The following is a 25,404-nucleotide window of genomic DNA, read 5'->3' on the forward strand; positions in this document are numbered from 1 at the left end:
TGATAATCTATGTTTTTACAATATTTCATTGTCTACATTATACCACTGATATTGTTTTATATGAAACATCATACTAATAAAAAAAGTAGTCAAAATTGACTACCTTTTAGGTTTGATTACTAGTGCTCTTTCTTCGCCATCACCTTCTGATTCGGTGACAACGTCTCTCCATTCACTTAACTTCGTATGAATAATGCGACGATCAAATGCGTTCATTGGGTCCAATTTAACTGCAATTTTAGTTTGTGCAACTTCTTTTGCTGTCTTGGTTGCTAATATTTCTAGTTGTTTTCTTCTATTTTCATGATAGTTCCCAATATCAAGAGATACGATGATATGTCCATCAACATATGTATTCAAGAAATTGCGTAACATAAATTGTAAAGCTAACAGTGTGCGTCCTTCTCTACCAATTAGAAGTGCATTTTCATCACTTTCGACATTGTAATGAACTTCGTCACCATCGGATAACGTTCTAACTTCCATTCTAGTCTTTATACCAAGATTTTGGAATATGCCTTCTAAAAAGACCTTCCCTTCGGTTGCTAGATTAATATTGGGTGTCGCTTCATACAAAGCTGATGATCCAATTCCAATAAATCCTTTTTTCTCTTTTAAAACAGTTAGTTTAATCTTATCCTTTTGAATTTTTAATTGTTCTACAGCAATCGCTTCAGCTTCCTGAAGAGATTTTGCTTCAAATTCTACTCTTTTTAACATTCAATTCACCCCATCAATTGTTTTTGTTTCAATTGCTCGTGTTTTTTCTCGTTAAGTCTTCTATTAAATAATGTTTGTCCTAGTGAATATATATTACCAAATATCCAGTAAAGTGCTAGTGCATTGCTTTGATAAGATGCAAAAGCCATCATAATCACCATAAAATAACTGACAAACTTCATTGTTTTCTCTGTTTGCGCTGCTTGTGGATTTGGATTATGTTTCGCTGTATTCTTAGCATAACTTGGTTTCTTCATGGAAATTTTTTGCAATAAATACATCGTTCCACCTACGATACCAGCTAAAACCATCCCTATAATACCATCTTGTGTGTTTGCTAGATTAATACCTAAGAAGTTAGTATTTGATACACCTTCTGTGTACATACCGCCTTCAATAGTAATACGTCTAACTACCCCATACATAGCAATGAAAATAGGCATTTGTAGGAATGGGAATAAACATCCTAAAACATTAATTCCATGTTTTTTATAAACCTGCATCATTTCCATCTGTTGTTGTTGTTGAGACTGTGGATCTTTTTTAGTTGCATATTTTGCTTGAACACGTTGCATATCTGGTTGAGCAAGATTCATCTTAATCGACATATCATTACTCTTAGCATAAATTGGCCATGCAATGGTTCTTACAACTAAAGTTGTAAAAAGAATCCCAATTGCAAAACTATTTCCCATAAGTGAACCAAAAAAGTTCATTAAAAATGCTACTGGAATAACTAAGATCCAATCAAAGAAGTTTGCATCATGTGTTGATAGAGGTCTTTCTCCTCCAGCAACATAAACTGAAAAGTCTTGCTCGAACCCTTGATATGTAAATGTAACTGTGTATTCGTGTTGATCTTTAAATCCGTCTTCATCATAAGTTACATAATCATGATCATCAAATAGATCAGCAACTTCTTCACCTTTTAACTCAATGATACTACCATCTCTTTGAACAACTAAGATTAGCATCCCTGTTGGATCAAATGTTTGTCCTTTGCGGTATAAAACATTTTCTACTTCATAACGAAATGCAATCATGACAATATCGTTAGGATCTCCAACGATTGTTTCTGGTTTAATGTAAACTTGAAAACTTGGTGTAAACCCTTCTACATTAAACGTGTACGTGCGTACACCATCATCATTTGTTACTACATTACTTGGTAAGGAACCTTCAAAATTTGTTAAAGTTCCATTTCCTGATTTTGTCAAACTCCAGTAAGAAAGTCCATTATCGCCTTTAAATATAATTTGGTCGGCTTTATCATGGTCAAAAACAAGTTTTTCACCTGCTTCTCCATATGGATTGTTAACTGCAATTAAATCCACAGTGTTATCTGCTCTTCCACATGCTGCTAAACTGAAGATAAGCATCAAAATCATGGCTAAAAAGAATATTTTCTTATTCATTATCGTTCTCCACTAGTTTTGATTTTTTAAATAAATTTGATAATCTTGTTTTGATATCTGTATATGATAACTCAGAAGCTTGAGGTTTAATCACAATAACAAACAATTTATTTTTAATAAATTGTTTTTGATTCTCATTCACAATCATTCTAATTCTTCTTTTGACTAGATTTCTAGCTACAGCATTACCATACTTTTTCCCAATAGATAATGCGAATCTAAAATGTGTGCCTTCTGGATCATCTGATTGATAGATAGCAAAATAACTGTCACCTTTAATTTTTTTATGTTTGAAAATCGCATCGATTTCGCTATTCTTCTTTATGCGATATCTTTTTTTCATAGTTTTAAATAAAAAGATTACTCAAAAATAACAAACGTTATTATTTTAATCGAGTAATCCTGGTATTTTAAAATAATTAAATTATACAGTTAATTCTGCGCGGCCTTTCAATCTGCGACGAGCAAGTACGCGACGCCCACCGGCTGTTGCCATTCTAGCTCTAAAGCCATGAGTCTTTATGCGCTTTCTCTTACTTGGTTGATATGTTCTTTTCACAAATAAAACCACCTTTCCTGCGAAACCATGCTTTTTAATTATATATAAAGACATTGTTTTTGTCAACAATAAACTTTGTATTTTGAGATAAAATATTTCCTTTTCATACAACTAGGGTTTAACAATGTGATTTTGTGTCTTTTTCATTATAAATTTAAATTATAGAATGTGGGAAACTTAGTCACAATTTTGGGGATTTGTGGATAAATGGGCAATTTTACTTCTCGGCTTAATAAAGTCGTAAGAATTAAAGGGTTATCCACAATCTATCAACATATCCACATACTAAATTTTAAAGTTATCCACAAAAAGTGTTGATAAGTTCTTTGCTCTAAATCTTTATTATATGATATTCTAATTGTACATCAATTGAGGGGTAATTTTATATGAATACGTACGACCTTTTGTGGCAAAAGATTTTGAATGAACTCGAATCGACTTTTAATGAAGAAACATACACCGATGTTTTCGAACCTTTGAAGTCCACACACAAGTATGCAAACGATCATGTTTATGTCCTTGTACCAAATGAATTTATTAAAAATAGAATCAATCGATTATACTTGTCGAAGATTAATGAATTGGCTACGAAATTTAATAATGCGCCGATTCGTTTTAAGTTTGTAACTGAATCTGAATTATTACCTGAAGAAACACTTGTAAGCCCAGAAAGAAATTTAAGCTTGAAGTATAGACCTGGTAATTTAAATGCAACTTACACGTTTGATAACTTTGTTGTTGGTAAAAGTAATATGTTTGCTTTTAGGATGGCAATGAAAGTTGCTGATCAACCTGGAGCTGTAGCAAATCCTTTATATATTTTTGGTGATGTTGGATTAGGTAAAACCCACTTAATGCAAGGTATAGGTAATTATATTCTAGATCAAGATATTAATCAAAAAGTGATGTATGTAAAAGCTGATGGTTTTATTGAAGATTTTGCGAATCTTTTAAAAAGAGAAAAAATGGAAGATTTTAATGCAAAATATCGTGAAATTGATGTCTTACTTGTTGATGATATCCAAATTATGGGTGGTGCAACAAGAACACAGATGGAATTTTTTAAATTATTTGATTATTTATATCAACAAAACAAACAAATTGTTATTACTAGTGATAAACCTGCATCAGAACTAAAGAATATAATGACTCGTCTTACTTCACGATTTGAAGTTGGATTAACTGTCGATATTCAAGTTCCTGATTTGGAACATCGGATTGAAATATTAAAAAGAAAATTAGCTTCTGAATCATCAGATGTTCATGATATACCTGCTGATGTTTTAGAATTTATAGCATCTTCGTTTGTAACAAATATTCGGGAGCTTGAAGGAGCACTAAAACGTGTCTTATTTTATTGTTTAACGAATAACCTTGATTTAACTATTGAATGTGTTAATGAAGCCCTAGAACCCCTTTTAAAAACAAAGAGAAAAAGTGATTCATTAAACGAAAATAACTATGATAGAATTCAAAGTATTGTTAGTGATTTTTATGGGATTTCATTAGAAGATTTAATTGGTAAAAAACGTCATTCTAAATACATACTTCCAAGACATATCGCTATGTATCTTATTAAAACACGTTATAATATTCCATATAAGACAATTGGAAATTTATTTGGTGATCGGGATCATTCAACTGTATTAGCTGCTTGTGAAAAAATAGATAATGAGATTAAACAAGATTCATCATTAAAACTTGCAGTCGATACAATTGTCAAAAAAATAGATGCATTTAATAAAAAATAAATGTTCATAGATTGTTGAAAATATGTTATAATTATAGCAGTATAAAGCCTTTCTAAGATTTACCCACAAACCCACATTTGTAATAACAATAATTAAAGATTTAAACTATTAAAATAAAAGGAGCCCCATTATGATTTTCAGTATTGATCGTGATGTTTTATTAAACCAATTATTAATCATTCAAAAAGGATTACCTTCAAAAACTCCATTGCCAATTTTGTTTGCAATAAAATTTGAAGTTCATGAAGATTACATGCTACTTACATCTAGTAACACAGATGTTGCTATACAAGTTATGATCGATGACCACTCATTATCAATTAAAGAATCAGGTAATGTAGCTATTCCAGGTCGTTATTTAATTGAGATTATGAGAAAAATTACTTCACAACGTGTTGAATTTGCACTTATCGAAGATAAATTAATCGTTATTAAAGCAGATCGTTCTGAATTTAAATTAAGATTAATGGATGTTGAAGATTATCCTGAGATTGATTTTCTTGATTTAGATGATCCAATTGTTTTAGATAGTCAATTAATTAAAACGATAATTAAAGAGACAAATTTCGCAACCGCAACAAGTGAAAAAAGACCGATATTAACAGGTGTTAATTTTAAATATCATGATAATCATTTATACTGTGTTGCTACTGATAGTTATCGTTTAAGTCAAAAGAATGTTAAATTAAGAACACATAGTAAAATGTTTGATATTGTTATTCCAAATAAAAGTTTGGATGAATTAAATAAAATTCTAGATGGAATTAATGATGATGTTGAGTTATACATCAATCCAAATAAAGTATTATTTAAGATGAATAAAGTATTGTTTCAAACAAGATTATTAGAGGGAACTTATCCAGATACATTAAGAATTATTCCAACTGAATTTCCAGTTGTTATTCCATTTAATAAAGAAGAATTATTAGCTGCAGTTGAACGTGTTTCATTACTTTCTCCAAGAGATCGAGAAACAAATTATAATATTATAAAATTGAGTCTTCGTCAAGACAAAGTTGTGGAGATAAGTTCAACAAATAACGAAGTTGGTGATGCAAATGAAGAAATCATTCCATCATCTGATGTTATTGGACCTATGATTCGAATTGCTTTTAGTTCAAGATATTTAGTGGAAGCGTTAAAATCTTTTAGTTCAAGTGAAGTTTTAATTCAATTTGCTGGTGAAGTAAAACCATTTGTTATTAAGGGAAATTTAGATCAAGATTTATTACACTTAATTTTGCCGGTAAGAATTGACTGATAAAAAGATTGAGCCTTAATTTAAAGTTTAAGGCTTTTTTTTATGCCTACTTTCGCTTAGGACTATAGTTCAAAAAATATGCTAAAAATGGATGTTTTTTTTGTTATATTATGTTATAATATAAATAGATACAGAGGGAAATGTGATGATAAAATTTAAAATTAACTCAGAATTTATAACTTTAGGACAATTTTTAAAAGCGAACAGTTATATTGGTTCCGGAGGAGAAGCCAAGTTTTTTTTATTAGAAAATGACGTTTTTGTTAATCGAGAAAAACGAACTGAACGAGGAAAAAAACTTTATAATGGTGACCAAGTTTCTTATGGAAAAGATGAGTATTTAATCGTATATGATAAAAAAGCTAGTTCTTAAGAATTTTAGAAATCATGAATTCATCGAATTGAAATTTGAAAAACCCTTTGTTTATATTCATGGCATCAATGGAAGCGGGAAAACAAGTGTATTGGAGAGTATTTATTTTTGCGCAACTACAAAATCACATCGAACAGCTGATGAAAAAGAATTAATACTACGAAATGAACCATTTATGCAAATCAAATTAACTACTGATGAAGATCGTTATGATATCGTACTTTCAAAAAACGGTAAAAGAGCTTCAATCAATGGTGTTGAAAAAAGAAAAATCAGCGATTTCATTGGTCATTTAAGAGTTGTTATGTTTGCACCTGAAGACCTTGATTTAATCAAAGGATCACCATCCAATCGTCGTCAATTTTTAGACCTTGAATGGATGCAATTGAATAAAAACTATTTAAAAAATTTAAATACTTATAAAAACGTGCTGAAACAAAGAAATAGTTTACTTAAAAAAATAGGTGTTGATGATGATTATACATTTTTAAATATTCTTGGAGAACAACTATTTGAGGCAGGTTCTGAAATTATAAAAGAAAGAATCTTATTTATTGAAGAATTAAACCGATATTTAGAAGAAATATACCCATTATTCAGTAACCATAAAGTAAAAATAATTTATGAACCCGATGTTAACGAAAAAGGATTTAAAAATTATCTCCAAAAACAACAAAAGCAAGACATATTGTATCAAACCACACTTTCAGGACCTCACAGAGATGATTTTTATATAGATTTTAACGGTTTTGACGCAAAGAGTTATGCATCTCAAGGGGAACAGCGTCTAATCGTTGTAGCTTTAAAATTAGCGCTTCTAAAGTTAATTGAAAAGAAAACAAGCAAGCAAGTTGTACTACTGCTTGATGATGTCCTTAGTGAATTAGATTTAGAGAAACAGGAATTATTTTTGAAACATTTACCAAAAGAACACCAAATTCTTATGAATAGTGCATTACCAGTACAAGGTGATCATATTCAGATGATACATTTGAAAAAGGAGATTTAACATGTCAAATTATGATGCATCGAACATTCAAATATTAGAAGGATTAGAAGCTGTACGTAAAAGACCAGGTATGTATATTGGTAGTACAGGGTCTAGAGGACTACACCATTTAGTGTGGGAAATCATCGATAACTCAATTGATGAAGCATTAGGGGGTTATGCAACCAACATTCGATTAGAATTGCTTAAAAACGATGTTGTACGTGTTACAGATGATGGTCGTGGTATTCCAGTAGACCTTCACCCTAAAACAAATAGACCAGCAGTAGAAACCATTTTAACTTCACTTCACTCAGGTGGTAAATTTGATGGGAAATCATATAAAGTATCAGGAGGGCTACATGGTGTAGGTGCTTCTGTTGTTAATGCTTTGTCTGAAGAGTTTTTAATTCAAATTCATCGTGATAATAAAATTTACCAACAAAATTATGAAAGAGGATTTCCTGTTTCAGATGTCATCGTTGTCGGTGAAAGTTTGCATACTGGGACGATCATTACATTTAAGGCAGACCATTTGGTCTTTACTGAAACCATTTCTTATGATTTTGAAATTTTAAGAAATAGAGTACAACAATTAGCATTTCTAAATAAAGGTATCAATATAACTATTATTGATGACCGTGGAGAAATTCCTGTAGAAAAATCATATCACTACGAAGGTGGTATAGTTGAGTATGTTGGCTTTTTAAACGCAGGTAAAGGTAAAGTAAACCAAGATATTATTTATACAGAAAAAGAAATAGATGGCATTACTTTGGAAATTGCAATGCAATATAATGATTCATATGCAGCTAACCTATATTCATTTGCAAATAACATTCCAACTCACGAAGGCGGGATGCATGAGGATGGATTTAAGATGGCGATGACCAGAGTCTTAAACAAATATGCTGGTGAAAACAATATGCTCAAAAAAGATGATTCTTTTTTAGGAGAAGATACTAGAGAAGGTCTAACAGCTATTATTTCTATAAAACATCCAGATCCGCAATTTGAAGGACAAACAAAAACAAAATTGGGAAATCCAGAAGTAAGACAAATCACAAGTCAAATCGTTGGTGAAGGATTAGAACGTTATTTACTTGAAAATCCTAATGATGCAAAAATGATTGTAGAAAAATGTTTAATGGCATCAAGAGCAAGACTCGCTGCTAAAAAAGCAAGAGAAGCAACCAGAAGAAAATCACCACTGGATGCATTAGGTTTCGCATCAAAATTAGCAGATTGCAGAAGTAAAGATCCTGTTATTTCTGAAATCTACATTGTCGAGGGTGATTCAGCTGGTGGATCTGCAAAACAAGGTAGAGAATCAGAATATCAAGCGATTCTACCACTCCGTGGTAAAGTATTAAACGTTGAAAAAGCAAGACTTGACAAGATTTTAAATAATAAAGAAATATTATCTTTGATTCAAGCATTAGGTACTGGAATTGGAGATGAATTTGATGCTGAAAAAGCTAGATATCATAAAATCGTTATTATGACCGATGCTGATATCGATGGTGCACATATTCGCACACTTCTACTCACATTCTTCTTTAGATACATGAAACCTTTAATCGATTTAGGGTATGTGTTTATTGCACAACCCCCATTATATAAAGTACAACAAGGTAAGCGTATTGAATACGTTTATACTGATGATGAGTTGTCAAAGATATTAACTGAAATGGGTGGACGTCCAGGTATCCAAAGATATAAGGGTCTTGGTGAAATGAACCCAGAACAACTTTGGGAAACAACAATGGACCCAGAACATAGAACACTACTTCAAGTTTCTCTTAAAGATGCCATGGATGCTGATCAAGTATTTAGTATGTTAATGGGTGAAGAAGTTGAACCTAGAAAAGTTTTTATTCAAGAAAATGCAATTTATGCCGATAACATCGATGCATAGGAAGGAGATTTCAAATGGACAATCAAAGCTCAAAAACAACTGAAGGATTTGTTAAAGAAATAAATATATCAACAGAAATGAAGACATCCTTTCTAAATTACGCAATGAGTGTAATCGTTTCTCGTGCGCTTCCTGATATTCGTGATGGACTAAAACCTGTTCAAAGACGTATTTTATACGCAATGAATGATTTGGGCATGGGATCAGATAAAGCACATAAAAAATCTGCTAGAATCGTCGGAGAAGTTATTGGTAAGTATCACCCTCATGGTGATTCAAGTGTATACGAAGCAATGGTAAGAATGGCTCAACCATTCAGCTATAGAATGCCTTTAATTGATGGACACGGAAATTTCGGTTCTGTCGATGGTGATGGTGCAGCAGCAATGCGATACACTGAAGCGAGAATGTCAAAACTTGCAGGTGAACTCGTAAGAGATCTTGAAAAAAATACAGTTAATTTTATAGATAATTATGATGGTTCAGAGCATGAACCAAGTGTACTTCCTGCAAGATATCCAAATTTATTAGTCAATGGATCTACAGGTATTGCCGTTGGTATGGCAACGAATATTCCACCACATAATTTAGGCGAGGTTATTGAGGGTTTATTAGCTTATATGGATAACGAAGAAATAACGAACACTGAGTTAATGGAATTTATTCAAGGTCCAGACTTTCCAACTGGTGGGCAAATTTTAGGATTAACTGGATTAAGACAAGCATATGAAACAGGTAAAGGTATTATTGCAGTTCGTGCAACAGCTGAGATTATCAGTCACAAAAATAGAAACAGTATTATTGTAACTGCAATCCCATATCAAGTTAACAAAACAACTTTAATTGAAAGAATTGCAGATATAGCAAAAGATAAAATCGTAGAAGGTATAACAGACTTAAGAGATGAATCAAATCGTAAAGGTATGCGTATTGTTATTGAACTCAGAAGAGATGTCAATCCACACGTCATGTTAAATAATCTTTATAAGTACACACAACTACAACAATCATTTGGTATTAATATGATTGCTCTTGTCAATGGACAACCTAAAATGGTTACGTTGAAAGACACATTGAAATATTATCTAGAACATCAAATTGAAGTTATCCAAAGAAGAACAATCTACGATCTAGAAAAAGCAGAAGCTAGACAACATATTTTAGATGGATTAACCATTGCACTTCACGATATCGATCGTGCGATTGAAATTATTAAACAGTCTAAAACTGGTGAGGAAGCTAGAGAAGCTTTAATTGCAGAATACAATTTTACGGATATTCAATCCAGAGCAATTCTTGACATGAGACTTCAAAGATTAACAGGTCTTGAAATTGAAAAAATTGAAAATGAATTACAAGAACTCATAATCAAAATCACTGACTTTAAAGAAATCATCGAAAGTCATGAACGTAAGATTGGAATCATCAAAGAAGAACTTTCAGAAATTAAACAAACATATTCAACACCTAGAATGTCTGAAATCAATTTACATGAAGATTTGAGTATTGAAAATGAAGACTTAATTCCAGTAGAAGATGTCATTATTACAGTAACTAATAATGGATATATTAAACGAATGAAAGTTGATCATTATAAAACTCAAAATCGTGGTGGAGTTGGTATGTCGGGTATCAAGGTCCATGAAGATGATTATGTCGAACACATCTTAATGACATCAACACACGACTACCATTTATTCTTTACGAACAAGGGTCGAGTATATAAAATAAAAGGATATCAAATTCCTGAAGGTTCAAGACAATCAAAAGGATTACCAATTGTCAATTTACTAGACTTTGATAAAGATGAAAAACTTGCATCATTTACGAATGTCAAAGACTTTGAATCTGATGAAGAATATCTAACGTTTGTTACTAAAAAAGGTATCGTTAAACGGACGAAAATTTGCGATTACCAAAACATTAGAACAAATGGAATTATTGCAATTAATCTACGTGAAGATGATGAATTAATGAGTGTTAGATTGACCGATGGAAACCAAGAAATCATTCTTGGAGCATCAAATGGGAAAGCGATTCGCTTCGCTGAAACTGATGTTAGATTTATGGGAAGAACAGCTAGTGGTGTTCGAGGAATGAGCATTGGACCTGATGACGAAGTTGTTGGAGTTGCCGTCGTGGATAATGACCAACAAGAGATTTTAGTAATCACGGAAAAAGGCTTTGGAAAGCGAACTATCGTTGCTGAGTACCGCAAACAAATCCGCGGTGGTAAAGGTGTTAAGACAGTTAATGTAACAGAAAAAAATGGACGTCTTTCAACGCTTAGAACTGTTTCTAACGATCAAGATTTAATCGTTGTTTCTGATAAAGGTGTCGTGATACGTACACACGTTGATCAAATATCTCAAACGAAGAGAGCGACTCAAGGTGTAAGAATAATACGTCTACGTCCAGACCATAAAGTTTCAACAATTGCATTGATTCCAAAACAAGAAGAAATTGAAGAAGAAGAAATGATTGATGATCATCAATTTGTTCAAGAGACAATTGAAGTTAATCAACAAAAAAAGGTTGTCGAAGCAGCCGAATTAGCACCTGATGAAATTGAAGAGGATGAAGAGGAAATCATCACTACAGACAGTTTATTTGATGAATAAAATATAACCAATTTTATAGGGGAGTTCACCTTAAAAAGGTAGCTCCTTTTTTTATTTTTCACAGGTATTTTTATCGTGTGAAAGTAAGTAGTATTTTACATATTTATATTTTCACGTTCTATATTTTTTACTATATATTAAAAATAGAGTATAATATGAAATAAGGTTAACAAAAGGGGGCAACCATATGAAAAACAAAAATCCATGGCATATTTACTTTATATTTATTGGAGCCTTTTTTTTACTCAATATCTTAAATACATATATGTTGACAGTTCAAGGATTGAATCGATATATAGCACCTTTTAAACATACATTTTTAGGTGAAATTAATGCATTTTTTGGGAACTTCTCAGTTCTATTTTTAATGTTATTACTTCTATTTATATTTATTAAAAAAGCTAAATCAAGAATGATATCTCTAATTATTTTAACGCTCATTCTCAACTTGTTCATCTTTTCGTTGGGTGTTTTTAATCTATTTTTTGGGACTGCATTTTCATTACCCGCAAGTACGATATTTAATAATCCAGCAGATGGATTTGCGATGGGAACATTCCTTCAAGCGATACTTGAATTAATTACATATTACCGTATCATCGTTTTTTTACCAACCATCATATTGACCATCCTATACTTTATGGCAGATCGTGTAAGGCTTAAAGAAATGCAATTTCAAGTAACTATAAAAAAGACAGTATCTGGTCTACTTATAGTTGTATTATTTATGTTCTCTGCAGTCACTACATACTATGATGAGTTCGCAAAAACACTACCTTTAAATTCTGCTAAAAGTACATTTGCAATTCAAAATTTAGGAGTATATCCGTATTATTTAGGTGAATTCTTTGGGCAACCTTTAGATATCGATTTAGTTAGATTTCTTGAATTAAACGATGAACAAAAGCTTGCTACAGCATACCAAGAATATAATAAAAACCAATCCTCATACACTAATTTTTTTGATGGTAATACATATAGCAATCGACTTCATTTAAGTCAAGCTGTTGATGGATTATATGTTGATCCAGCTATAGCAAATGGAAACAATCTACATGGTATTCTCGAAGGTAAAAATCTAGTTTTAATTCATCTAGAATCGTTAAACTCATTTTTGCTTGAGAACCAATATACAAATGAAAGGCTTATCTTTTTAAATAGATTGATGTCTCAAAGCTTTGTGTTCAATAACTTTTATAACAACGTTGGTATGGGTGTAAGTTCAGATGGAGAGTTAGCGGTTCTTACCGGTTTATATCCAATGGGTGATCGTACTTTATATTGGGAGTTCGATAAGATTCAATATGTCCTAAACACAATACCTAAATATTTCAATCAATTAGATTACCATACAGAAGTTATACATGGGGATAATGAAAGATTTTACAATAGAGATCATGTGTATCCAGAGTTGATGATGTTTGACAACTTCTATTCATTAGAAGATTATATAGAAGATGGTTATATTATTGATGAAGGATATGTCTATGACACAATCAATCAAAAAGTACATCACAGCCCATGGATCAGTGATTATCATCTAGCTGAGACAACAAATACTTTCGGGCAACAACTGATTCAACAAAGTAAACCATTTATGTTGTTTTCTATTACGATGATGCCTCATACACCTTATGAATTTGATCCTAATGGATTAAGAACAGATATATATCCACAGTATGCCGAAACCATTAATCCAATTACACTTAGATATATCAATTATGTCGATTATGTTGACGACATCATCAAAAGATTCTTGTTAACTGAGTTCAACGAAGATCAAACATTAGATAATTCAGTTTACGTTTTCTATAGTGATCACGGATCAGGATTAAAAAACGGTGATATAAATGTTTTGTTAGATCGCGATATTAGCGTTATGGAAACGAGAAAAATCTTACAACAAGTACCTGCATTTATCTATGTACCTGGAGATGAATTCATTGATTATGGCGATTACCAAATTAGAAAAGGTCTTTTAACTGGAGAACAAAATCTTGTCAGAAGTCAAGTTGATTTATATCGAACAATTATTGAACTTTTCAATCTTCCAGTCGGTCAAGATGCATATTATGGTGTTCACGGAATGAGTACTGAACCGACATTTGCATTAGATAATAGATTGATGGATGTTGTTTTAGATCAATATTTTTATTCAATGAGGAATAAAGAAAAAACACATCCTGAAGCTGCAATAGTTTCAAATGATGTGTATGATTATATTTTAAGATTTAAAATATTAAGCGATATTTTAATTTCAACAGCAGATATGCAGAAACAAGTTAATCAAGCGATAGTTAATATCTACGGAGACTAACCATGCGATTGAAAATAAAGTTCCATCCTTATTATTTGATGACAGGAGTATATGTATTAGTTTCAATGATTTTAGGAATGATTTTAAGTGATGGATTGGTTATCTTTTTGGGGTGGAATATCATTTTAGCAACACTTGTATTTGTTATGAGCAAAATTATTCATAATCAATATCAAAATAACGTTAAAAAAGTATATTTGATCATCCTTTGTGGGATATATGTCCTTTTATTTCCAAACACAATCTATGTTTTAACAGACTTTATTCACTTTCAAAATTATCATTTCTTTATTGATTATCCAAATACTTATGCATTACAAGTAAGTGATTGGTTGGTTTACGGACATATCGTGATTGGAGCGCTTTACGCAACCAAACTTGGAGTTACATCTTTAGAGAATATTAACATTCTTTTCAAGTCATATCATATTAAGTTCTATTATTTAGGATTATCGTTTCTATTTTTATTATCAAGTTTAGGTATTTATATCGGAAGATTTTTAAGATTTAATTCATGGAACGTTTTAAAATTTTTCGATATTATTAAAGAAGTATTTTCACAGGGGATATTTATGCTCTACTTTGTACTTATATTTTTCGTGATTCATTGGACTAGTTATTTTTTACTAAAGGAATATTATAAGAAAACATAAAAAAAGCCAAATCGGCTTTTTCTTTATATGATGTATAGAATAATCGATAATACCCCAACGACCAAACAATAGATTGAAAAATAAATCAAATTTTTCACCTTAACATAATAATATAAAAATTTAACTGCTATAAAACTAAAAATAAAACTAAATATAAATGCTAATGAATAACCTATAAAGTGAATACTTTCAGAAGCATTAAGCGCTTCAATAAGACCTAAAAATGAAACTGGTATAGAAATCAAAATATAGCTTAAGAATGAAAACTTAAGAATTTTCTTTAACTCTATTTTTTGAGTTAGACCACCAGCTACTGTAATACCACTTCGAGAGATACCTGGAAAGATTGCGAACATTTGAAATGCACCAATAACGATTGCATTTTTCCATGTGACATCTTTCTTCCATTGAATATCTCGTTGGATATAGACATAAAATAATAATAAACCGGTTAAAATTAATGCGAAACCTACAGACAATAAGTCTGAGGGAAGCTTATCTTTAAATAATAACCCAAATATTCCAATCGGAATGATTGCTATGAATAGCTTTAAAACATATTGGAAATCTTCTTTTGTTGTTTCATCTCTTTGCACAAGGTATTTCCATGTTCCTGTTGCAAGCTGACCTACATCTTTTCTAAAGAAATACACTAAAGCTAAGAAAGATCCAGTGTTCGTAATCATTAAAAAGATGGTTAGATGTGTTAAATCCATATTAAAAAAATGACTAAATAAAGTCAAATGTCCGCTACTTGATACTGGAAAGATTTCTGTGACACCTTGTATTATTCCTAAGAGTATATATTTTAATATTTCTATGAACTGTTCCATTTTATCACCATCTACATTATAGCACACCAGAACTCTAAAAAATATGATAAAATAGAAACAATCAAAAATGAAATATGAAACACATCGAAGGAGCATATATGAATCACTTAATTAAAATCATTAAGGGTATATTTGTTGGTATCGGAAGTATCCTTCCTGGTATCAGCGGTTCTATGATTGCTGCTATCTTAAAAATATATCAAGATTTAATTCAAGCTTTAAACAAATTTACTAAACAGCCACTTAAAGCAATTTCAGATGTATGGCAGTACATTGTTGGTGTCATTGTTGGCTTAATGATGGGTTTCTTGTTTATTAGTACAGTATTAGAATTATTTCCAATACCACTTACTCTACTTTTTATTGGATTTATTTTAGGCGCAGTACCTGGGATTATTAATGAGTTTAAAACGGATCATTATCGTTGGCATCATTTTTTAGTAATGTTTATTGCCATGGCATCAATGATTGGATTTTTATTCGTTAAAGAGCAAACAGCAGATGTCAATAGTTGGTACTATTATTTCGTGATATTCATGATAGGTGTCATTACAGCTGCATCATTAATTACGCCTGGTTTAAGCGCAGCAACCATGTTGATGGCACTCGGCTATTTTAGAACATTAATAGAGTTAGGTGATGGTTTTATACAAGCATTTCTTTCCTTTAATTTCAGTGAAATTGGACCTCAACTACCTATGTTAGGGTTACTTATAATAGGTGTTGTTGTAGGATTATTAATTATAGGGAAGATCATGTATCAATTACTCATACGATATAAAGCACATTTTTATTTTGCAGTATTAGGGATAGTCATCATTACACCGTTTAATATTTTATTTACTTTACAAGGAAATACTTCTGAAAATGTATTTCAAGTACAATGGTATATATGGGGAGTTGGACTAATCTTATTTATTTTAGGATTGTTTATAACCTATAAAATTTCCGATATAGGACAAAAAGAGGAGGATTTTGAATGATTAAAAAAGCAGTAATACCTGCAGCAGGATATGGAACAAGATTTTTACCAATAACAAAATCTTTACCAAAAGAATTATTACCTATTATAGACCACCCAACAATTGAATATATTGTTAATGAGGCAATTGAAAGTGGGATTACTGATATTTTGCTTATTGTAAGCAGTAATAAAAATGCAATTATCGACTATTTTGATTACAATTTGGAGTTAGAAACAATATTGTTAAGTAAAAACAAACACGAAGAATATGGCATTATTAGAAATATTGCTGTGGGTGCTAATATTCACTATATTAGACAAAGAGAACAACTTGGACTCGGACATGCTGTTTTACAAGCTGAAGCATTTATTGGAAATGATCCTTTTGCTGTATTACTAGGTGATGATATGTATGTTGGGAAACCCGAACCTGCAATCAAGCAATTGATTGATGTTTATGAAAAAGTACAATCTAGTGTATTAGGGACAATTGAAGTTGATTTAAAAGACACATACAAATACGGTATATGTATTCCAAAAGCAGAGAAAAAAGGACCTTTAGTTGAACTCAAAGGTGTTGTCGAAAAGCCTAAAGTTGAAGATGCACCATCTAGAAGTGCAATTGGTGGACGATACATACTGACACCAGCAATATTCTCTTATTTGAAAAATCAAACAAGAGGGGCTGGAAATGAAATTCAGTTAACTGACGCGATTTTAAGGTTGATGGAAAAAGAGAAAGTTTTTGCATATGATATATCAGGTAAGCGATATGATGTAGGTAATAAGATCGACTATATTGAGGCAATCCTTGATTTTGGACTTGAAAAAGATGAAATTAAAGAGGACCTTCAAAAACTTATTAATAGAAAAAGCAAGTAATTGAATGTACCTATCATTTCAGTGTTTACAATTACACTCAAAAAACATATAATATAATTAACACGTATAAGAGACTAGTAATCAATGCTATTTGTCTAGAGAGTTCGCGGAAGGTGAAAGCGAATCAAAGAGCTTGATGAATCTACTCTTTAGTGATGCTAACCACATCCGTATGCCTGCGTTAAAGGTTTTAAGGGCTAGAATCTAATTCTAGAACTAAGGTGGTACCGCGTATATTTACGTCCTTAGATGATAATCTAGGGACTTTTTATTATTTAAAGGAGGAAAGTAAAATGTTGGATTTAAGATGGGTAATAGAAAATATTGAAGAGGTTATTAAGAAACTATCAACTAGGAATGCTGATTTTTCTTATTTGAATGAGTTGGTTTTATTACAAGAACAAAGAAAAATAGTAATTGCAGATGTTGAAACCAAAAAAGCATTAAGAAACACGCAATCAAAGAAAATTGGTGAACTAAAAAGAAATAAACAAGATGCATCACATTTTCTCGATGAAGTTGCTAGTCTCGGAGATGAAATCAAAGATTTAGACGATCAATTGAAAAATATTGAAGATAAAATCTTCAATATACTTTCGGTTACACCAAATATACCTCATGAAAGTACACCAATTGGAAAAGATGAAAATGATAATATTGAAATCAAAAAGGTTGGGACACCAAGAGTTTTCAATTTTCCTATTAAAGATCATATTGAGCTGGGAGAGAAACTTAACATACTAGACTTTGAACGTGCGGCTAAAATAACAGGAGCAAGATTTATTGTTGATAAGGGTTTAGGAGCAAGATTAGAACGTTCTTTAATTCAATTCATGATGGACTTGCATGCACATCAACATGGGTACACTGAAATTATTCCACCATACATTGTAAATGAAAAAAGCATGTTTGCAACAGGGCAATTCCCTAAATTTAGAGAAGATTCATTTAAAGTTACAGCCGGAGAAAATGTTTGGTATTTGAATCCCACAGCAGAAGTTCCAACGATTAATTTACATCGTGATGAAATTATAGATGGCAATCAACTACCTTTTAATTACTGTGCATTTACAACAGCGTTCCGCTCAGAAGCTGGATCTGCTGGACGTGATACTAGAGGTATTTTAAGACAACATCAATTCAATAAGGTCGAACTGATTAAGTTTACAAAACCTGAAGAATCATATCAGGAACTTGATAAAATGTTATTACATTCAGAAGAAGTTTTAAAACAATTAGAGATTCCTTATCGTATTGTCACTTTATCAACTGGTGATTTAGGTTTTGGAATGGCAAAAACATATGATCTTGAAGTATGGTTGCCAGGACAAAATATGTATCGAGAAATAGGATCCATTTCAAATGCTGAAGATTTTCAAGCTAGACGTGCAAACATAAGATTTAAAAGATCAAAAGAGAGTAAAACTGAATATGTACATACACTCAATGGTTCAGGACTTGCCGTAGGTAGAACGATGATTGCTATTATGGAAAACTATCAAAACAAAGATGGAACAATCACTGTCCCTAAAGTATTAATTCCTTATATGAAAGTTTCCGTTATTGAATAACATAATTTCACATCAAAAAAACACAGACTTCACACACATTTTTGTTAATATAGAGGTACTTCAATTTTCTCTTTCTAAAATTTCTCTATGGTATAATAAGTGTGCGAAGGCACGCTTATTTTACTAATTAAAGGTGGGTACAATGAAAATATATTACGTTGAAGACGAAAAAGATTTGTCTGAAATTATTAGGAAGTATTTGGTTAGAGAAGGTTATGAGACGACCGTTTTTCATGATGGAGAAAGCGCAATGGAGCATATTAATGATCGTGTTGACCTTTGGATTTTAGACATTATGTTGACCGGTGAAATTAGCGGATATGACCTTATTAAAGCCCTTAAACAAAGAGGAAACCCAGCAGCAGTTATTTTCACTTCAGCTAGAGATCAAGACCTAGATAAGATTATGGGTCTAGAATTAGGTAGTGATGATTACTTAGCAAAACCTTACTCACCAAGAGAACTAATTCTTCGTGTTAAAGCTGTATTGAAAAGAAGAAATACGGGGCAGCAATCAGAGTTGGTTCATTATGCAAATTATGAAATTAACTTAACAAGAAGAGAAATTAAAGATAAAGAAAAAGAAAAAATGATAGATTTGACTAACAAGGAATTTGAGTTATTATTGTTTTTCTTGAAGAATATCAACACCGCATTTGGGCGTGATGATATTTTAAGACACGTTTGGGGAGACAATTACTATGGTAGTGATAGAGTTGTCGACGACCTATTGCGTAGATTAAGACATAAAATGCCAGAATTAAAAATAGAAACAATTTACGGATTTGGATATAGATTATTATGAAAGAGATTAAGTTAACGACACAACTTAATCTTATCTTTACAATTGTGACTTTGTTAACAAGCCTTGTTTTTATTATTGCCCTAAACAGGGCTTTTTCTTCATTCCGAGAAGAACAAAATGCTTTTCAATTGAATTCATATTTGCAGGAAATAGAGTTAAATTTATCAAATCCACCTACAACGAATGAGTATAACGGATATATTATCGTTGAAAATGGACAAGTAGTACGCATGTACAATTTTGAAATATTAAATAATAACTATACGCCATCTACACTATATAACAAACTAAGAGTTGTTCCAGGGACCTCATTGGAAGAAAATATTAATGGAGAGAATTATTACTATCGAATGAGTAGAAGGTCTTCAAATAGTATGACGATTGTGTTTACAAGTGAAGATTATCTACAAAGTTTTGGTAATTCATTTAGTTTACTGATGAGAATAAGTTTTATTGCATTAGTGTTATTAGGTAACTTGATTATTTTAATGTGGTCACGAATTACAGTAGACCGCGTGCGTAGAATTCAAAGTGAAGTTGCTTTGCTTTCAAAGAATAATTATCAGGTTCCAATTGATATTGATGGGAATGATGAAATTTCAGAACTAGCTAGAACCATAGAGAGAATGAGACAAGAAATTCAACATAGTGAAAAAACAAAACAAGAAATGTTGCAAAATATATCACATGATTTTAAAACACCAATCGCGGTTATACAGTCTTATGCAGAAGCAATTGGTGATGGTATATCAGACATTTCAGAAGCTGATGTCATTGTTAGACAAGCAGATATATTAAATCAAAAAGTTAAGCAACTTCTAGAACTCAACAAACTAGAGTATCTAAAAGATCAAAATGAATTTGAAGATGTCGTCATAAAAGATATTATTATCAATATTGTTAACAATCAAAAATACAGAAGCACTCATATTGAGTTTAAACTGGATTTAGATGATTCGACATATTTTGGAGTTAAAGAAAATTTTTATACAGCATTTAATAATATCATTGATAATGCAATGAGATATGCACAAACAGAGATTGTGATAACTTTAGAAAACAAAAAGCTCACCTTCTATAATGATGGCGAGCCAATTAGTGAACGATTCATTAATCAAATTTTTAAACCATATGAAAAAGGACAAAAAGGGCAGTTTGGTTTAGGAATGAGCATTGTCCAAAAAACATGCGCATACTTCAACCTTCAACTCAAAGTTGAAAATATTGATAAGGGAGTTATGATTACGATAGAGCCGCTTTTATAAGTTTGGCTCTTTCTCTATAATCATCCGTAGATAGGCTACCCATATTATTCTTTAGTAAGAAAGTTACATCTGATTTTTCATATCTTGGAATGATGTGCATGTGAAAATGAAAAACTGTTTGTCCAGCTGTTTCTCCATTATTACTTAGAATATTTACTCCTTGAGGATTAAAGGCTTTTGTTATAGCCTTTGATAAAATAGTCACAACCTTAAATAAGTGTGCTGATAACTCCTCTGGCATTCCGAGTATATCAGTATATTCTTCCTTTGTAACAACGAGTGTATGACCTTTAGTTGCTTGAGATATATCAAGGAAAGCAACGACGCGGTCATCTTCATAAACGAAATGCGCAGGAATTTCTTTAGCTATAATTTTTGAGAAAATACTTGGCATAAATACACCCCTTTCTTAGGTCTTATTCTATCATAAATACATTGAAAACAACCATAAAAAATGATATAATCATTTCGTATGCAGGAGGAATCATATATGAAAAAAATACCAGTAGGAATTTCAGGACGTCATCTTCATGTCTCAAGAGAGCATCTAGATATACTTTTTGGAAATGATTATCAATTAACCGTATTAAAGGATTTAAGTCAACCAGGGCAATATGCCGCGAATGAAAAAGTCGACATAATGAGCCCTCAAGGGAAGTTATTAGAAGGTGTTCGAATTCTTGGACCTGTACGACCAGCATCTCAATTGGAAATTTCTAGAAGTGATGCGATTCGTTATAAGTTTGATGCTCCAGTTCGTTCATCGGGAGACATTAAAGGTTCTGGTGCAGCAACACTGATCGGACCAAAAGGTGAAGTGAAAATAGATCAAGGTGTAATCATTGCTGATCGCCATATTCATTTTTCACCCGAAGAAGCAAAAGAATATGGTGTTAAAGATCGTGAAACTGTAAGTTTAAAAGTTGGCGGAATTAAAGCAGGCATCATGGATAATGTTTTATGTCGTGTTCACCCTGAGTTTAGACTAGATTGTCATCTTGATACGGACGATGGAAGTGCATTCATGTTAACAACTGGAGATCTTGTTGAACTGATTAAATCATATACAGTAAATCAATAGTGCCTTAGGCACTTTTTTACCATAGGAGGTACTTGTGAAAAAGCTCGAAAAGCAACAGGTATTTAAAGATCCATTATATGGATATATTCATGTTGATTTTGAATTAATTAAAAAGCTAATAGATTCTTCGCTTTTTCAAAGATTGAGAAGAGTAAGACAGCTAAGTGGTGTTCAAATGGTATTCCATGGGGCAGAGCATTCGCGGTTCAGTCATAGTTTAGGTGTCTATGAAATAGCCAATAGATTTTTAACTGTTCCAGATATCAAAAAAGCTTTAAGCGAGAGAGATAAATTAGTATTTTTAAGTGCAGCTTTACTACATGATATTGGCCATGGTGCTTACTCTCATGCTTTTGAGGATATCTTTGGTGTCAATCACGAAACAATAGGTGCAGCTCTAATCATTGAAAATGAAGAGTTACGCTCTATATTAGATGCAATCGATAAAGACTTTGCGTGGGATATTGCATCAGTATTAAAAAAGAAAAACAAGTTTCCTCTAATCGAGCAATTAATTTCAAGTCAACTCGACGTTGATCGACTAGATTATCTTGAAAGAGATGCTTATTTTACTGGAGCTGCTTATGGACATATTGATTTAGATCGTCTTATTCGTGTCTTATATATTAAAGACGGACAAGTTGTATTTAAATTAAGCGGTATTCACGCTATAGAAAATTACCTGATTAGTAGATATCATATGTATTGGCAAGTTTATTACCACCCCGTTTCAAGAGCATATGAAGTTGTTCTTGAAAAAATATACTTAAGAGTCAAGGATTTATTGCTAAGTGGGTTTAAGTTTGAAGGTAACGTTGATCCATTAAAGAGAGTGATTGACAATCCCAATGATTTATCAAGTTATATTGAGATTGATGATTTTTACATTAATGGCCTTATAGCAAGTTTTACTAAATCAAAGGACAATATATTAAAAGAGTTATCACTTGATTTCCTAAATCGAAGAATTTGGGGTTATATTAACGATACTTTGGAAAACAAGAATAAAATTGAAGAGTTAAAAAATTATTTTAAACCTGAAGAGTTAAAGTATTTCACTAGTCATCGAACTGTTGAAAATAGCACATATAAAGACGATGAAGAAAAATTTGGAGATAAAATATATATCTTATTAGACAATGGGAAAATTTCAACACTTAAAGAACAATCTAAAATTATTGAGAGTTTAATGTTAAGTGGAACAAAAACAGACCCAAAATTCTTTTATAGAAAACGATGAAAAATCAAGTTATCGTTGTTGAGGGAAGAAATGATGCTTCAAGACTTAAACAAATATTTCCCCAAACAACCATCATTACAACCAATGGAAGTGCAATTGACGAAAATTCGATAGAAATACTTATTGAACTTGATAAAACACATGATATCATTTTGTTTCTAGATCCAGATCATGCTGGTGAGAGAATTAGAAGACTATTGAGTAAAAAAATTAATCATGTTCATCATGCTTTTCTTGATCAAGAAAAGGCATATAGTAAAAATAAGAAAAAAATCGGTATCGAGCATGCCACTGATGAAGATATTATTAAAGCATTAAGTGAAATGAAAATTGTTGCCCATGAATCTAATAGTGACATCACACACACATTTTTATATGAAATCAAGTTAAAAGGTCACAAAGACAGTAAAAATCTTCGCCACATCCTATCAACAAAAATGAAAATAGGTTATGTTAACGGTAAAACATTATATCAAAGATTAAAAACGTTTAACATAATGAAACAAGAAGTAATCGAGGTATTGCGTGAATCATCAAGCTAAAAAGAAATTCGGACAAAACTTCATTAGAGATAAAAATTTACTTATGAAGATTGTCAGGGAGTCAAACATTGAAGATAAGAATGTCATTGAAGTAGGACCGGGACAGGGAGCCCTAACTACTTTTTTAGCATCAAATGCAAAAAAAGTTATTGCATATGAAATCGATCACTCACTCAAACCATTTTTAGATGCTATTAAAAATGAGTACGAAAATTTAGAAATCATTTATGAAGATTTCTTAGAAGCTGATATATCTCAATACACGGAAGATTTACATGTGGTTGCTAACGTACCGTATTATATTACAACGCCTATTTTATTTAAAATCCTCGAAACAGATAATATAAAAACTGCATCGCTAATGATACAAAAAGAAGTATGTGATCGATTGTTAGCTAAGCCCAATCATAAACAATATAATGCTTTGTCTATCATACTGCAATATCAAGCACATGTAAGCAAAATGATGGATGTAAAAAGACAAATGTTTTTCCCAATTCCTAATGTCGACAGCGCTGTAATTAGAATTGTTAAAAGAGATGAACCATTAATCGAAAAGGATAAGGAACTCGTCTTTGTTAGGCTAGTTAAAGAAGCGTTTAAGCAAAAAAGAAAAACTTTAGTTAATAATTGGTACGAAGCTTATCATGTAAATAAACAAGAACTTGAGATGTTTCTAAAATCAAATGGTTATTCACCCAATGTTCGGGCTGAAGCATTAGCTGTTGAGGATTTCATTAAGCTCGCAAGGATGTGGTCGTATGATTAAGGAAAAAGCATATGCAAAAATCAATTTGGCATTAGATGTTGTCGGAAAAAGAGCGGATGGATACCATGATCTAAAAATGATTATGATGCCAGTTGATCTACATGACATTCTTGAATTTGAATTATCAGATCATCTTACTTTAGTCTCAAATGTTGAAATTGATGACAATGCAATTATTCATGCAGCACAAAAATTAAAAGCTCTATATAAAGTGCAGCAAGGGGCAACGATTAAACTCACAAAAAATATTCCTATAGGGGCAGGTCTTGGTGGGGGATCAGCAGATATCGCTGCAACCTTAAGAGGACTAAATAGGTTATGGGAATTGAAACTAAAAGTAAATGAGCTAGAAGAAATTGCGCTTAGTTTAGGTTCTGACACCCTATTTTGTTTATACAATAAAACAGCATATGTATATGGACGTGGAGAAAATTTGTTATATGTACATAAGCCAGACATCGATGAAATCTATTTAGTAACCTCAGATATCAGTTCATCAACAAAGACTATATTTGAAAATCACGTTATAAAGTATAAAGATAAGCAGTTTGATAGAGTATTTAAATTATATTTAAATGAGAAGTATAATGTATTTTTTAACAGGACATACAATGCTTTATTAAAAACAACATTGAATCAATATCCACAACTAAAAGACACATATAAAACATTAAAAAAAATAACCAAAGATGTTTTCATGACAGGAAGTGGATCGACATTCTTTATATTATCAATTAACGAAAAAAGAGATGTTTTAGAAGAAAAACTGAAAGAATACGGCATTCAGTATATCAAAACAAAGCCAAAAACTTAAAAAAACTTTAATATTTTAAATGATTATGCTATAATTTATGTATAATAAAGGACGTCTTGGAG

The 25,404-nt window shown here is 31.5% G+C and carries 24 protein-coding genes and 1 other annotated feature; of the genes, 18 read left to right on the plus strand and 6 right to left on the minus strand.

From position 1 onward, the window contains the following. Positions 1–99: 99 nt before the first annotated feature. From jag to rpmH, 4 genes are all read right to left on the minus strand, one after another. Positions 100–720 carry an RNA-binding cell elongation regulator Jag/EloR gene (gene jag, locus QJ521_RS01390; protein ID WP_282838617.1) on the minus strand — a complete coding sequence of 207 codons (621 nt, stop codon included), beginning with the start codon at positions 718–720 and terminating at the stop codon, positions 100–102. 5 nt (positions 721–725) lie between these two features. Beyond that, entirely contained in the window at positions 726–2,135 is a 1,410-nt protein-coding gene (locus QJ521_RS01395; protein ID WP_282838618.1) for a YidC/Oxa1 family membrane protein insertase, read from the minus strand. After that, entirely contained in the window at positions 2,128–2,478 is a 351-nt protein-coding gene (gene rnpA / locus QJ521_RS01400; RefSeq protein ID WP_282838619.1) for a ribonuclease P protein component, read from the minus strand. The genes QJ521_RS01395 and rnpA overlap by 8 nt, the downstream gene beginning before the upstream one ends. An 81-nt stretch (positions 2,479–2,559) precedes the next feature. Further along, the gene (gene rpmH, locus QJ521_RS01405) at positions 2,560–2,694 is read right to left on the minus strand and encodes a 50S ribosomal protein L34 (protein ID WP_282838620.1); all 135 of its coding nucleotides are present in this window, start codon (positions 2,692–2,694) and stop codon (positions 2,560–2,562) included. Between the two features lie 386 nt (positions 2,695–3,080). Here rpmH and dnaA point away from each other — a divergent pair, with 386 nt between their 5' ends. The 8 genes from dnaA to QJ521_RS01445 all read left to right on the plus strand — a co-directional run bounded on the left by dnaA (position 3,081) and on the right by QJ521_RS01445 (position 14,576). Further along, positions 3,081–4,445 carry a chromosomal replication initiator protein DnaA gene (dnaA, locus tag QJ521_RS01410; protein ID WP_282838621.1) on the plus strand — a complete coding sequence of 455 codons (1,365 nt, stop codon included), beginning with the start codon at positions 3,081–3,083 and terminating at the stop codon, positions 4,443–4,445. 130 nt (positions 4,446–4,575) lie between these two features. Continuing rightward, on the plus strand, positions 4,576–5,706 hold the full coding sequence (gene dnaN / locus QJ521_RS01415; protein WP_282838622.1) for a DNA polymerase III subunit beta: 1,131 nt from the start codon (positions 4,576–4,578) through the stop codon (positions 5,704–5,706). Positions 5,707–5,851: 145 nt separating this feature from the next. Beyond that, complete coding sequence (gene yaaA, locus QJ521_RS01420) at positions 5,852–6,079, plus strand: S4 domain-containing protein YaaA (RefSeq protein WP_282838623.1); 228 nt, start codon at positions 5,852–5,854, stop codon at positions 6,077–6,079. Further along, positions 6,057–7,088, plus strand: coding sequence for a DNA replication/repair protein RecF (gene recF / locus QJ521_RS01425; RefSeq protein WP_282838624.1), 1,032 nt, complete (start codon positions 6,057–6,059; stop codon positions 7,086–7,088). Before yaaA ends, recF begins: the two co-directional genes overlap by 23 nt. A gap of 1 nt (position 7,089) precedes the next feature. Continuing rightward, positions 7,090–8,985 carry a DNA topoisomerase (ATP-hydrolyzing) subunit B gene (gyrB, locus tag QJ521_RS01430; RefSeq protein WP_282838625.1) on the plus strand — a complete coding sequence of 632 codons (1,896 nt, stop codon included), beginning with the start codon at positions 7,090–7,092 and terminating at the stop codon, positions 8,983–8,985. A 14-nt stretch (positions 8,986–8,999) separates the two neighbouring features. Further along, positions 9,000–11,606, plus strand: coding sequence for a DNA gyrase subunit A (gyrA, locus tag QJ521_RS01435; protein ID WP_282838626.1), 2,607 nt, complete (start codon positions 9,000–9,002; stop codon positions 11,604–11,606). Between the two features lie 187 nt (positions 11,607–11,793). Further along, entirely contained in the window at positions 11,794–13,923 is a 2,130-nt protein-coding gene (locus tag QJ521_RS01440) for an LTA synthase family protein (protein WP_282838627.1), read from the plus strand. A gap of 2 nt (positions 13,924–13,925) precedes the next feature. Next, on the plus strand, positions 13,926–14,576 hold the full coding sequence (locus QJ521_RS01445; protein ID WP_282838628.1) for a DUF1361 domain-containing protein: 651 nt from the start codon (positions 13,926–13,928) through the stop codon (positions 14,574–14,576). A gap of 23 nt (positions 14,577–14,599) precedes the next feature. Here the strand turns inward: QJ521_RS01445 and QJ521_RS01450 are convergent, their stop codons facing one another. Next, a complete protein-coding gene (locus QJ521_RS01450; RefSeq protein ID WP_282838629.1) occupies positions 14,600–15,409 on the minus strand; it encodes an undecaprenyl-diphosphate phosphatase in 810 nt (269 codons plus the stop codon). Positions 15,410–15,507: 98 nt separating this feature from the next. On the opposite strand from QJ521_RS01450, the gene QJ521_RS01455 reads away from it, so the two are divergent. The 5 genes from QJ521_RS01455 to QJ521_RS01475 all read left to right on the plus strand — a co-directional run bounded on the left by QJ521_RS01455 (position 15,508) and on the right by QJ521_RS01475 (position 20,896). After that, entirely contained in the window at positions 15,508–16,392 is an 885-nt protein-coding gene (locus QJ521_RS01455) for a DUF368 domain-containing protein (RefSeq protein ID WP_282838630.1), read from the plus strand. Then, a complete protein-coding gene (gene galU, locus QJ521_RS01460) occupies positions 16,389–17,255 on the plus strand; it encodes a UTP--glucose-1-phosphate uridylyltransferase GalU (RefSeq protein ID WP_282838631.1) in 867 nt (288 codons plus the stop codon). The genes QJ521_RS01455 and galU overlap by 4 nt, the downstream gene beginning before the upstream one ends. A 56-nt stretch (positions 17,256–17,311) precedes the next feature. Continuing rightward, positions 17,312–17,505, plus strand: a binding site (T-box leader). Positions 17,506–17,548: 43 nt separating this feature from the next. Continuing rightward, entirely contained in the window at positions 17,549–18,826 is a 1,278-nt protein-coding gene (gene serS, locus QJ521_RS01465; protein WP_282838632.1) for a serine--tRNA ligase, read from the plus strand. A 142-nt stretch (positions 18,827–18,968) separates the two neighbouring features. After that, positions 18,969–19,631 carry a response regulator transcription factor gene (locus QJ521_RS01470; RefSeq protein ID WP_282838633.1) on the plus strand — a complete coding sequence of 221 codons (663 nt, stop codon included), beginning with the start codon at positions 18,969–18,971 and terminating at the stop codon, positions 19,629–19,631. Continuing rightward, complete coding sequence (locus tag QJ521_RS01475) at positions 19,628–20,896, plus strand: HAMP domain-containing sensor histidine kinase (RefSeq protein WP_282838634.1); 1,269 nt, start codon at positions 19,628–19,630, stop codon at positions 20,894–20,896. Before QJ521_RS01470 ends, QJ521_RS01475 begins: the two co-directional genes overlap by 4 nt. On the opposite strand, the gene QJ521_RS01480 is transcribed toward QJ521_RS01475, so the two are convergent. Continuing rightward, positions 20,874–21,290, minus strand: a complete 417-nt coding sequence (locus tag QJ521_RS01480) for an HIT family protein (RefSeq protein WP_282838635.1) — start codon at positions 21,288–21,290, stop codon at positions 20,874–20,876. The genes QJ521_RS01475 and QJ521_RS01480 overlap by 23 nt on opposite strands. 96 nt (positions 21,291–21,386) lie before the next feature. Here QJ521_RS01480 and QJ521_RS01485 point away from each other — a divergent pair, with 96 nt between their 5' ends. From QJ521_RS01485 to ispE, 5 genes are read left to right on the plus strand one after another with little or no spacing between them, the layout of a single operon-like run. Next, complete coding sequence (locus QJ521_RS01485; protein WP_282838636.1) at positions 21,387–21,977, plus strand: phosphate propanoyltransferase; 591 nt, start codon at positions 21,387–21,389, stop codon at positions 21,975–21,977. Positions 21,978–22,011: 34 nt separating this feature from the next. Continuing rightward, complete coding sequence (locus tag QJ521_RS01490; protein WP_282838637.1) at positions 22,012–23,217, plus strand: HD domain-containing protein; 1,206 nt, start codon at positions 22,012–22,014, stop codon at positions 23,215–23,217. Then, positions 23,214–23,759 carry a ribonuclease M5 gene (rnmV, locus tag QJ521_RS01495; protein ID WP_282838638.1) on the plus strand — a complete coding sequence of 182 codons (546 nt, stop codon included), beginning with the start codon at positions 23,214–23,216 and terminating at the stop codon, positions 23,757–23,759. Before QJ521_RS01490 ends, rnmV begins: the two co-directional genes overlap by 4 nt. After that, positions 23,743–24,528, plus strand: a complete 786-nt coding sequence (rsmA, locus tag QJ521_RS01500) for a 16S rRNA (adenine(1518)-N(6)/adenine(1519)-N(6))-dimethyltransferase RsmA (RefSeq protein ID WP_282838639.1) — start codon at positions 23,743–23,745, stop codon at positions 24,526–24,528. Before rnmV ends, rsmA begins: the two co-directional genes overlap by 17 nt. Beyond that, positions 24,521–25,342: a 4-(cytidine 5'-diphospho)-2-C-methyl-D-erythritol kinase gene (gene ispE / locus QJ521_RS01505; protein WP_282838640.1), complete on the plus strand. Its 822-nt coding sequence runs from the start codon at positions 24,521–24,523 to the stop codon at positions 25,340–25,342. The genes rsmA and ispE overlap by 8 nt, the downstream gene beginning before the upstream one ends. Positions 25,343–25,404: the final 62 nt, after the last annotated feature.

Origin of the sequence: Peloplasma aerotolerans, from assembly GCF_030012175.1 — a bacterium.
Lineage (GTDB): Bacteria > Bacillota_I > Bacilli_A > Acholeplasmatales > Acholeplasmataceae > Peloplasma > Peloplasma aerotolerans.

Bases quoted from the DNA above. Each gene is read 5' to 3' on its own strand.
- rnpA (WP_282838619.1), bottom strand. From the start codon at position 2,478: ATGAAAAAAAGATATCGCATAAAGAAGAATAGCGAAATCGATGCGATT.
- yaaA (WP_282838623.1), top strand. From the start codon at position 5,852: ATGATAAAATTTAAAATTAACTCAGAATTTATAACTTTAGGACAATTT.
- QJ521_RS01395 (WP_282838618.1), bottom strand. From the start codon at position 2,135: ATGAATAAGAAAATATTCTTTTTAGCCATGATTTTGATGCTTATCTTC.
- QJ521_RS01445 (WP_282838628.1), top strand. From the start codon at position 13,926: ATGCGATTGAAAATAAAGTTCCATCCTTATTATTTGATGACAGGAGTA.
- QJ521_RS01450 (WP_282838629.1), bottom strand. From the start codon at position 15,409: ATGGAACAGTTCATAGAAATATTAAAATATATACTCTTAGGAATAATA.
- QJ521_RS01480 (WP_282838635.1), bottom strand. From the start codon at position 21,290: ATGCCAAGTATTTTCTCAAAAATTATAGCTAAAGAAATTCCTGCGCAT.
- rnmV (WP_282838638.1), top strand. From the start codon at position 23,214: ATGAAAAATCAAGTTATCGTTGTTGAGGGAAGAAATGATGCTTCAAGA.
- jag (WP_282838617.1), bottom strand. From the start codon at position 720: ATGTTAAAAAGAGTAGAATTTGAAGCAAAATCTCTTCAGGAAGCTGAA.
- QJ521_RS01485 (WP_282838636.1), top strand. From the start codon at position 21,387: ATGAAAAAAATACCAGTAGGAATTTCAGGACGTCATCTTCATGTCTCA.
- QJ521_RS01440 (WP_282838627.1), top strand. From the start codon at position 11,794: ATGAAAAACAAAAATCCATGGCATATTTACTTTATATTTATTGGAGCC.
- dnaA (WP_282838621.1), top strand. From the start codon at position 3,081: ATGAATACGTACGACCTTTTGTGGCAAAAGATTTTGAATGAACTCGAA.
- galU (WP_282838631.1), top strand. From the start codon at position 16,389: ATGATTAAAAAAGCAGTAATACCTGCAGCAGGATATGGAACAAGATTT.
- QJ521_RS01470 (WP_282838633.1), top strand. From the start codon at position 18,969: ATGAAAATATATTACGTTGAAGACGAAAAAGATTTGTCTGAAATTATT.
- gyrA (WP_282838626.1), top strand. From the start codon at position 9,000: ATGGACAATCAAAGCTCAAAAACAACTGAAGGATTTGTTAAAGAAATA.
- serS (WP_282838632.1), top strand. From the start codon at position 17,549: ATGTTGGATTTAAGATGGGTAATAGAAAATATTGAAGAGGTTATTAAG.
- dnaN (WP_282838622.1), top strand. From the start codon at position 4,576: ATGATTTTCAGTATTGATCGTGATGTTTTATTAAACCAATTATTAATC.
- recF (WP_282838624.1), top strand. From the start codon at position 6,057: ATGATAAAAAAGCTAGTTCTTAAGAATTTTAGAAATCATGAATTCATC.
- QJ521_RS01455 (WP_282838630.1), top strand. From the start codon at position 15,508: ATGAATCACTTAATTAAAATCATTAAGGGTATATTTGTTGGTATCGGA.
- gyrB (WP_282838625.1), top strand. From the start codon at position 7,090: ATGTCAAATTATGATGCATCGAACATTCAAATATTAGAAGGATTAGAA.
- QJ521_RS01475 (WP_282838634.1), top strand. From the start codon at position 19,628: ATGAAAGAGATTAAGTTAACGACACAACTTAATCTTATCTTTACAATT.
- ispE (WP_282838640.1), top strand. From the start codon at position 24,521: ATGATTAAGGAAAAAGCATATGCAAAAATCAATTTGGCATTAGATGTT.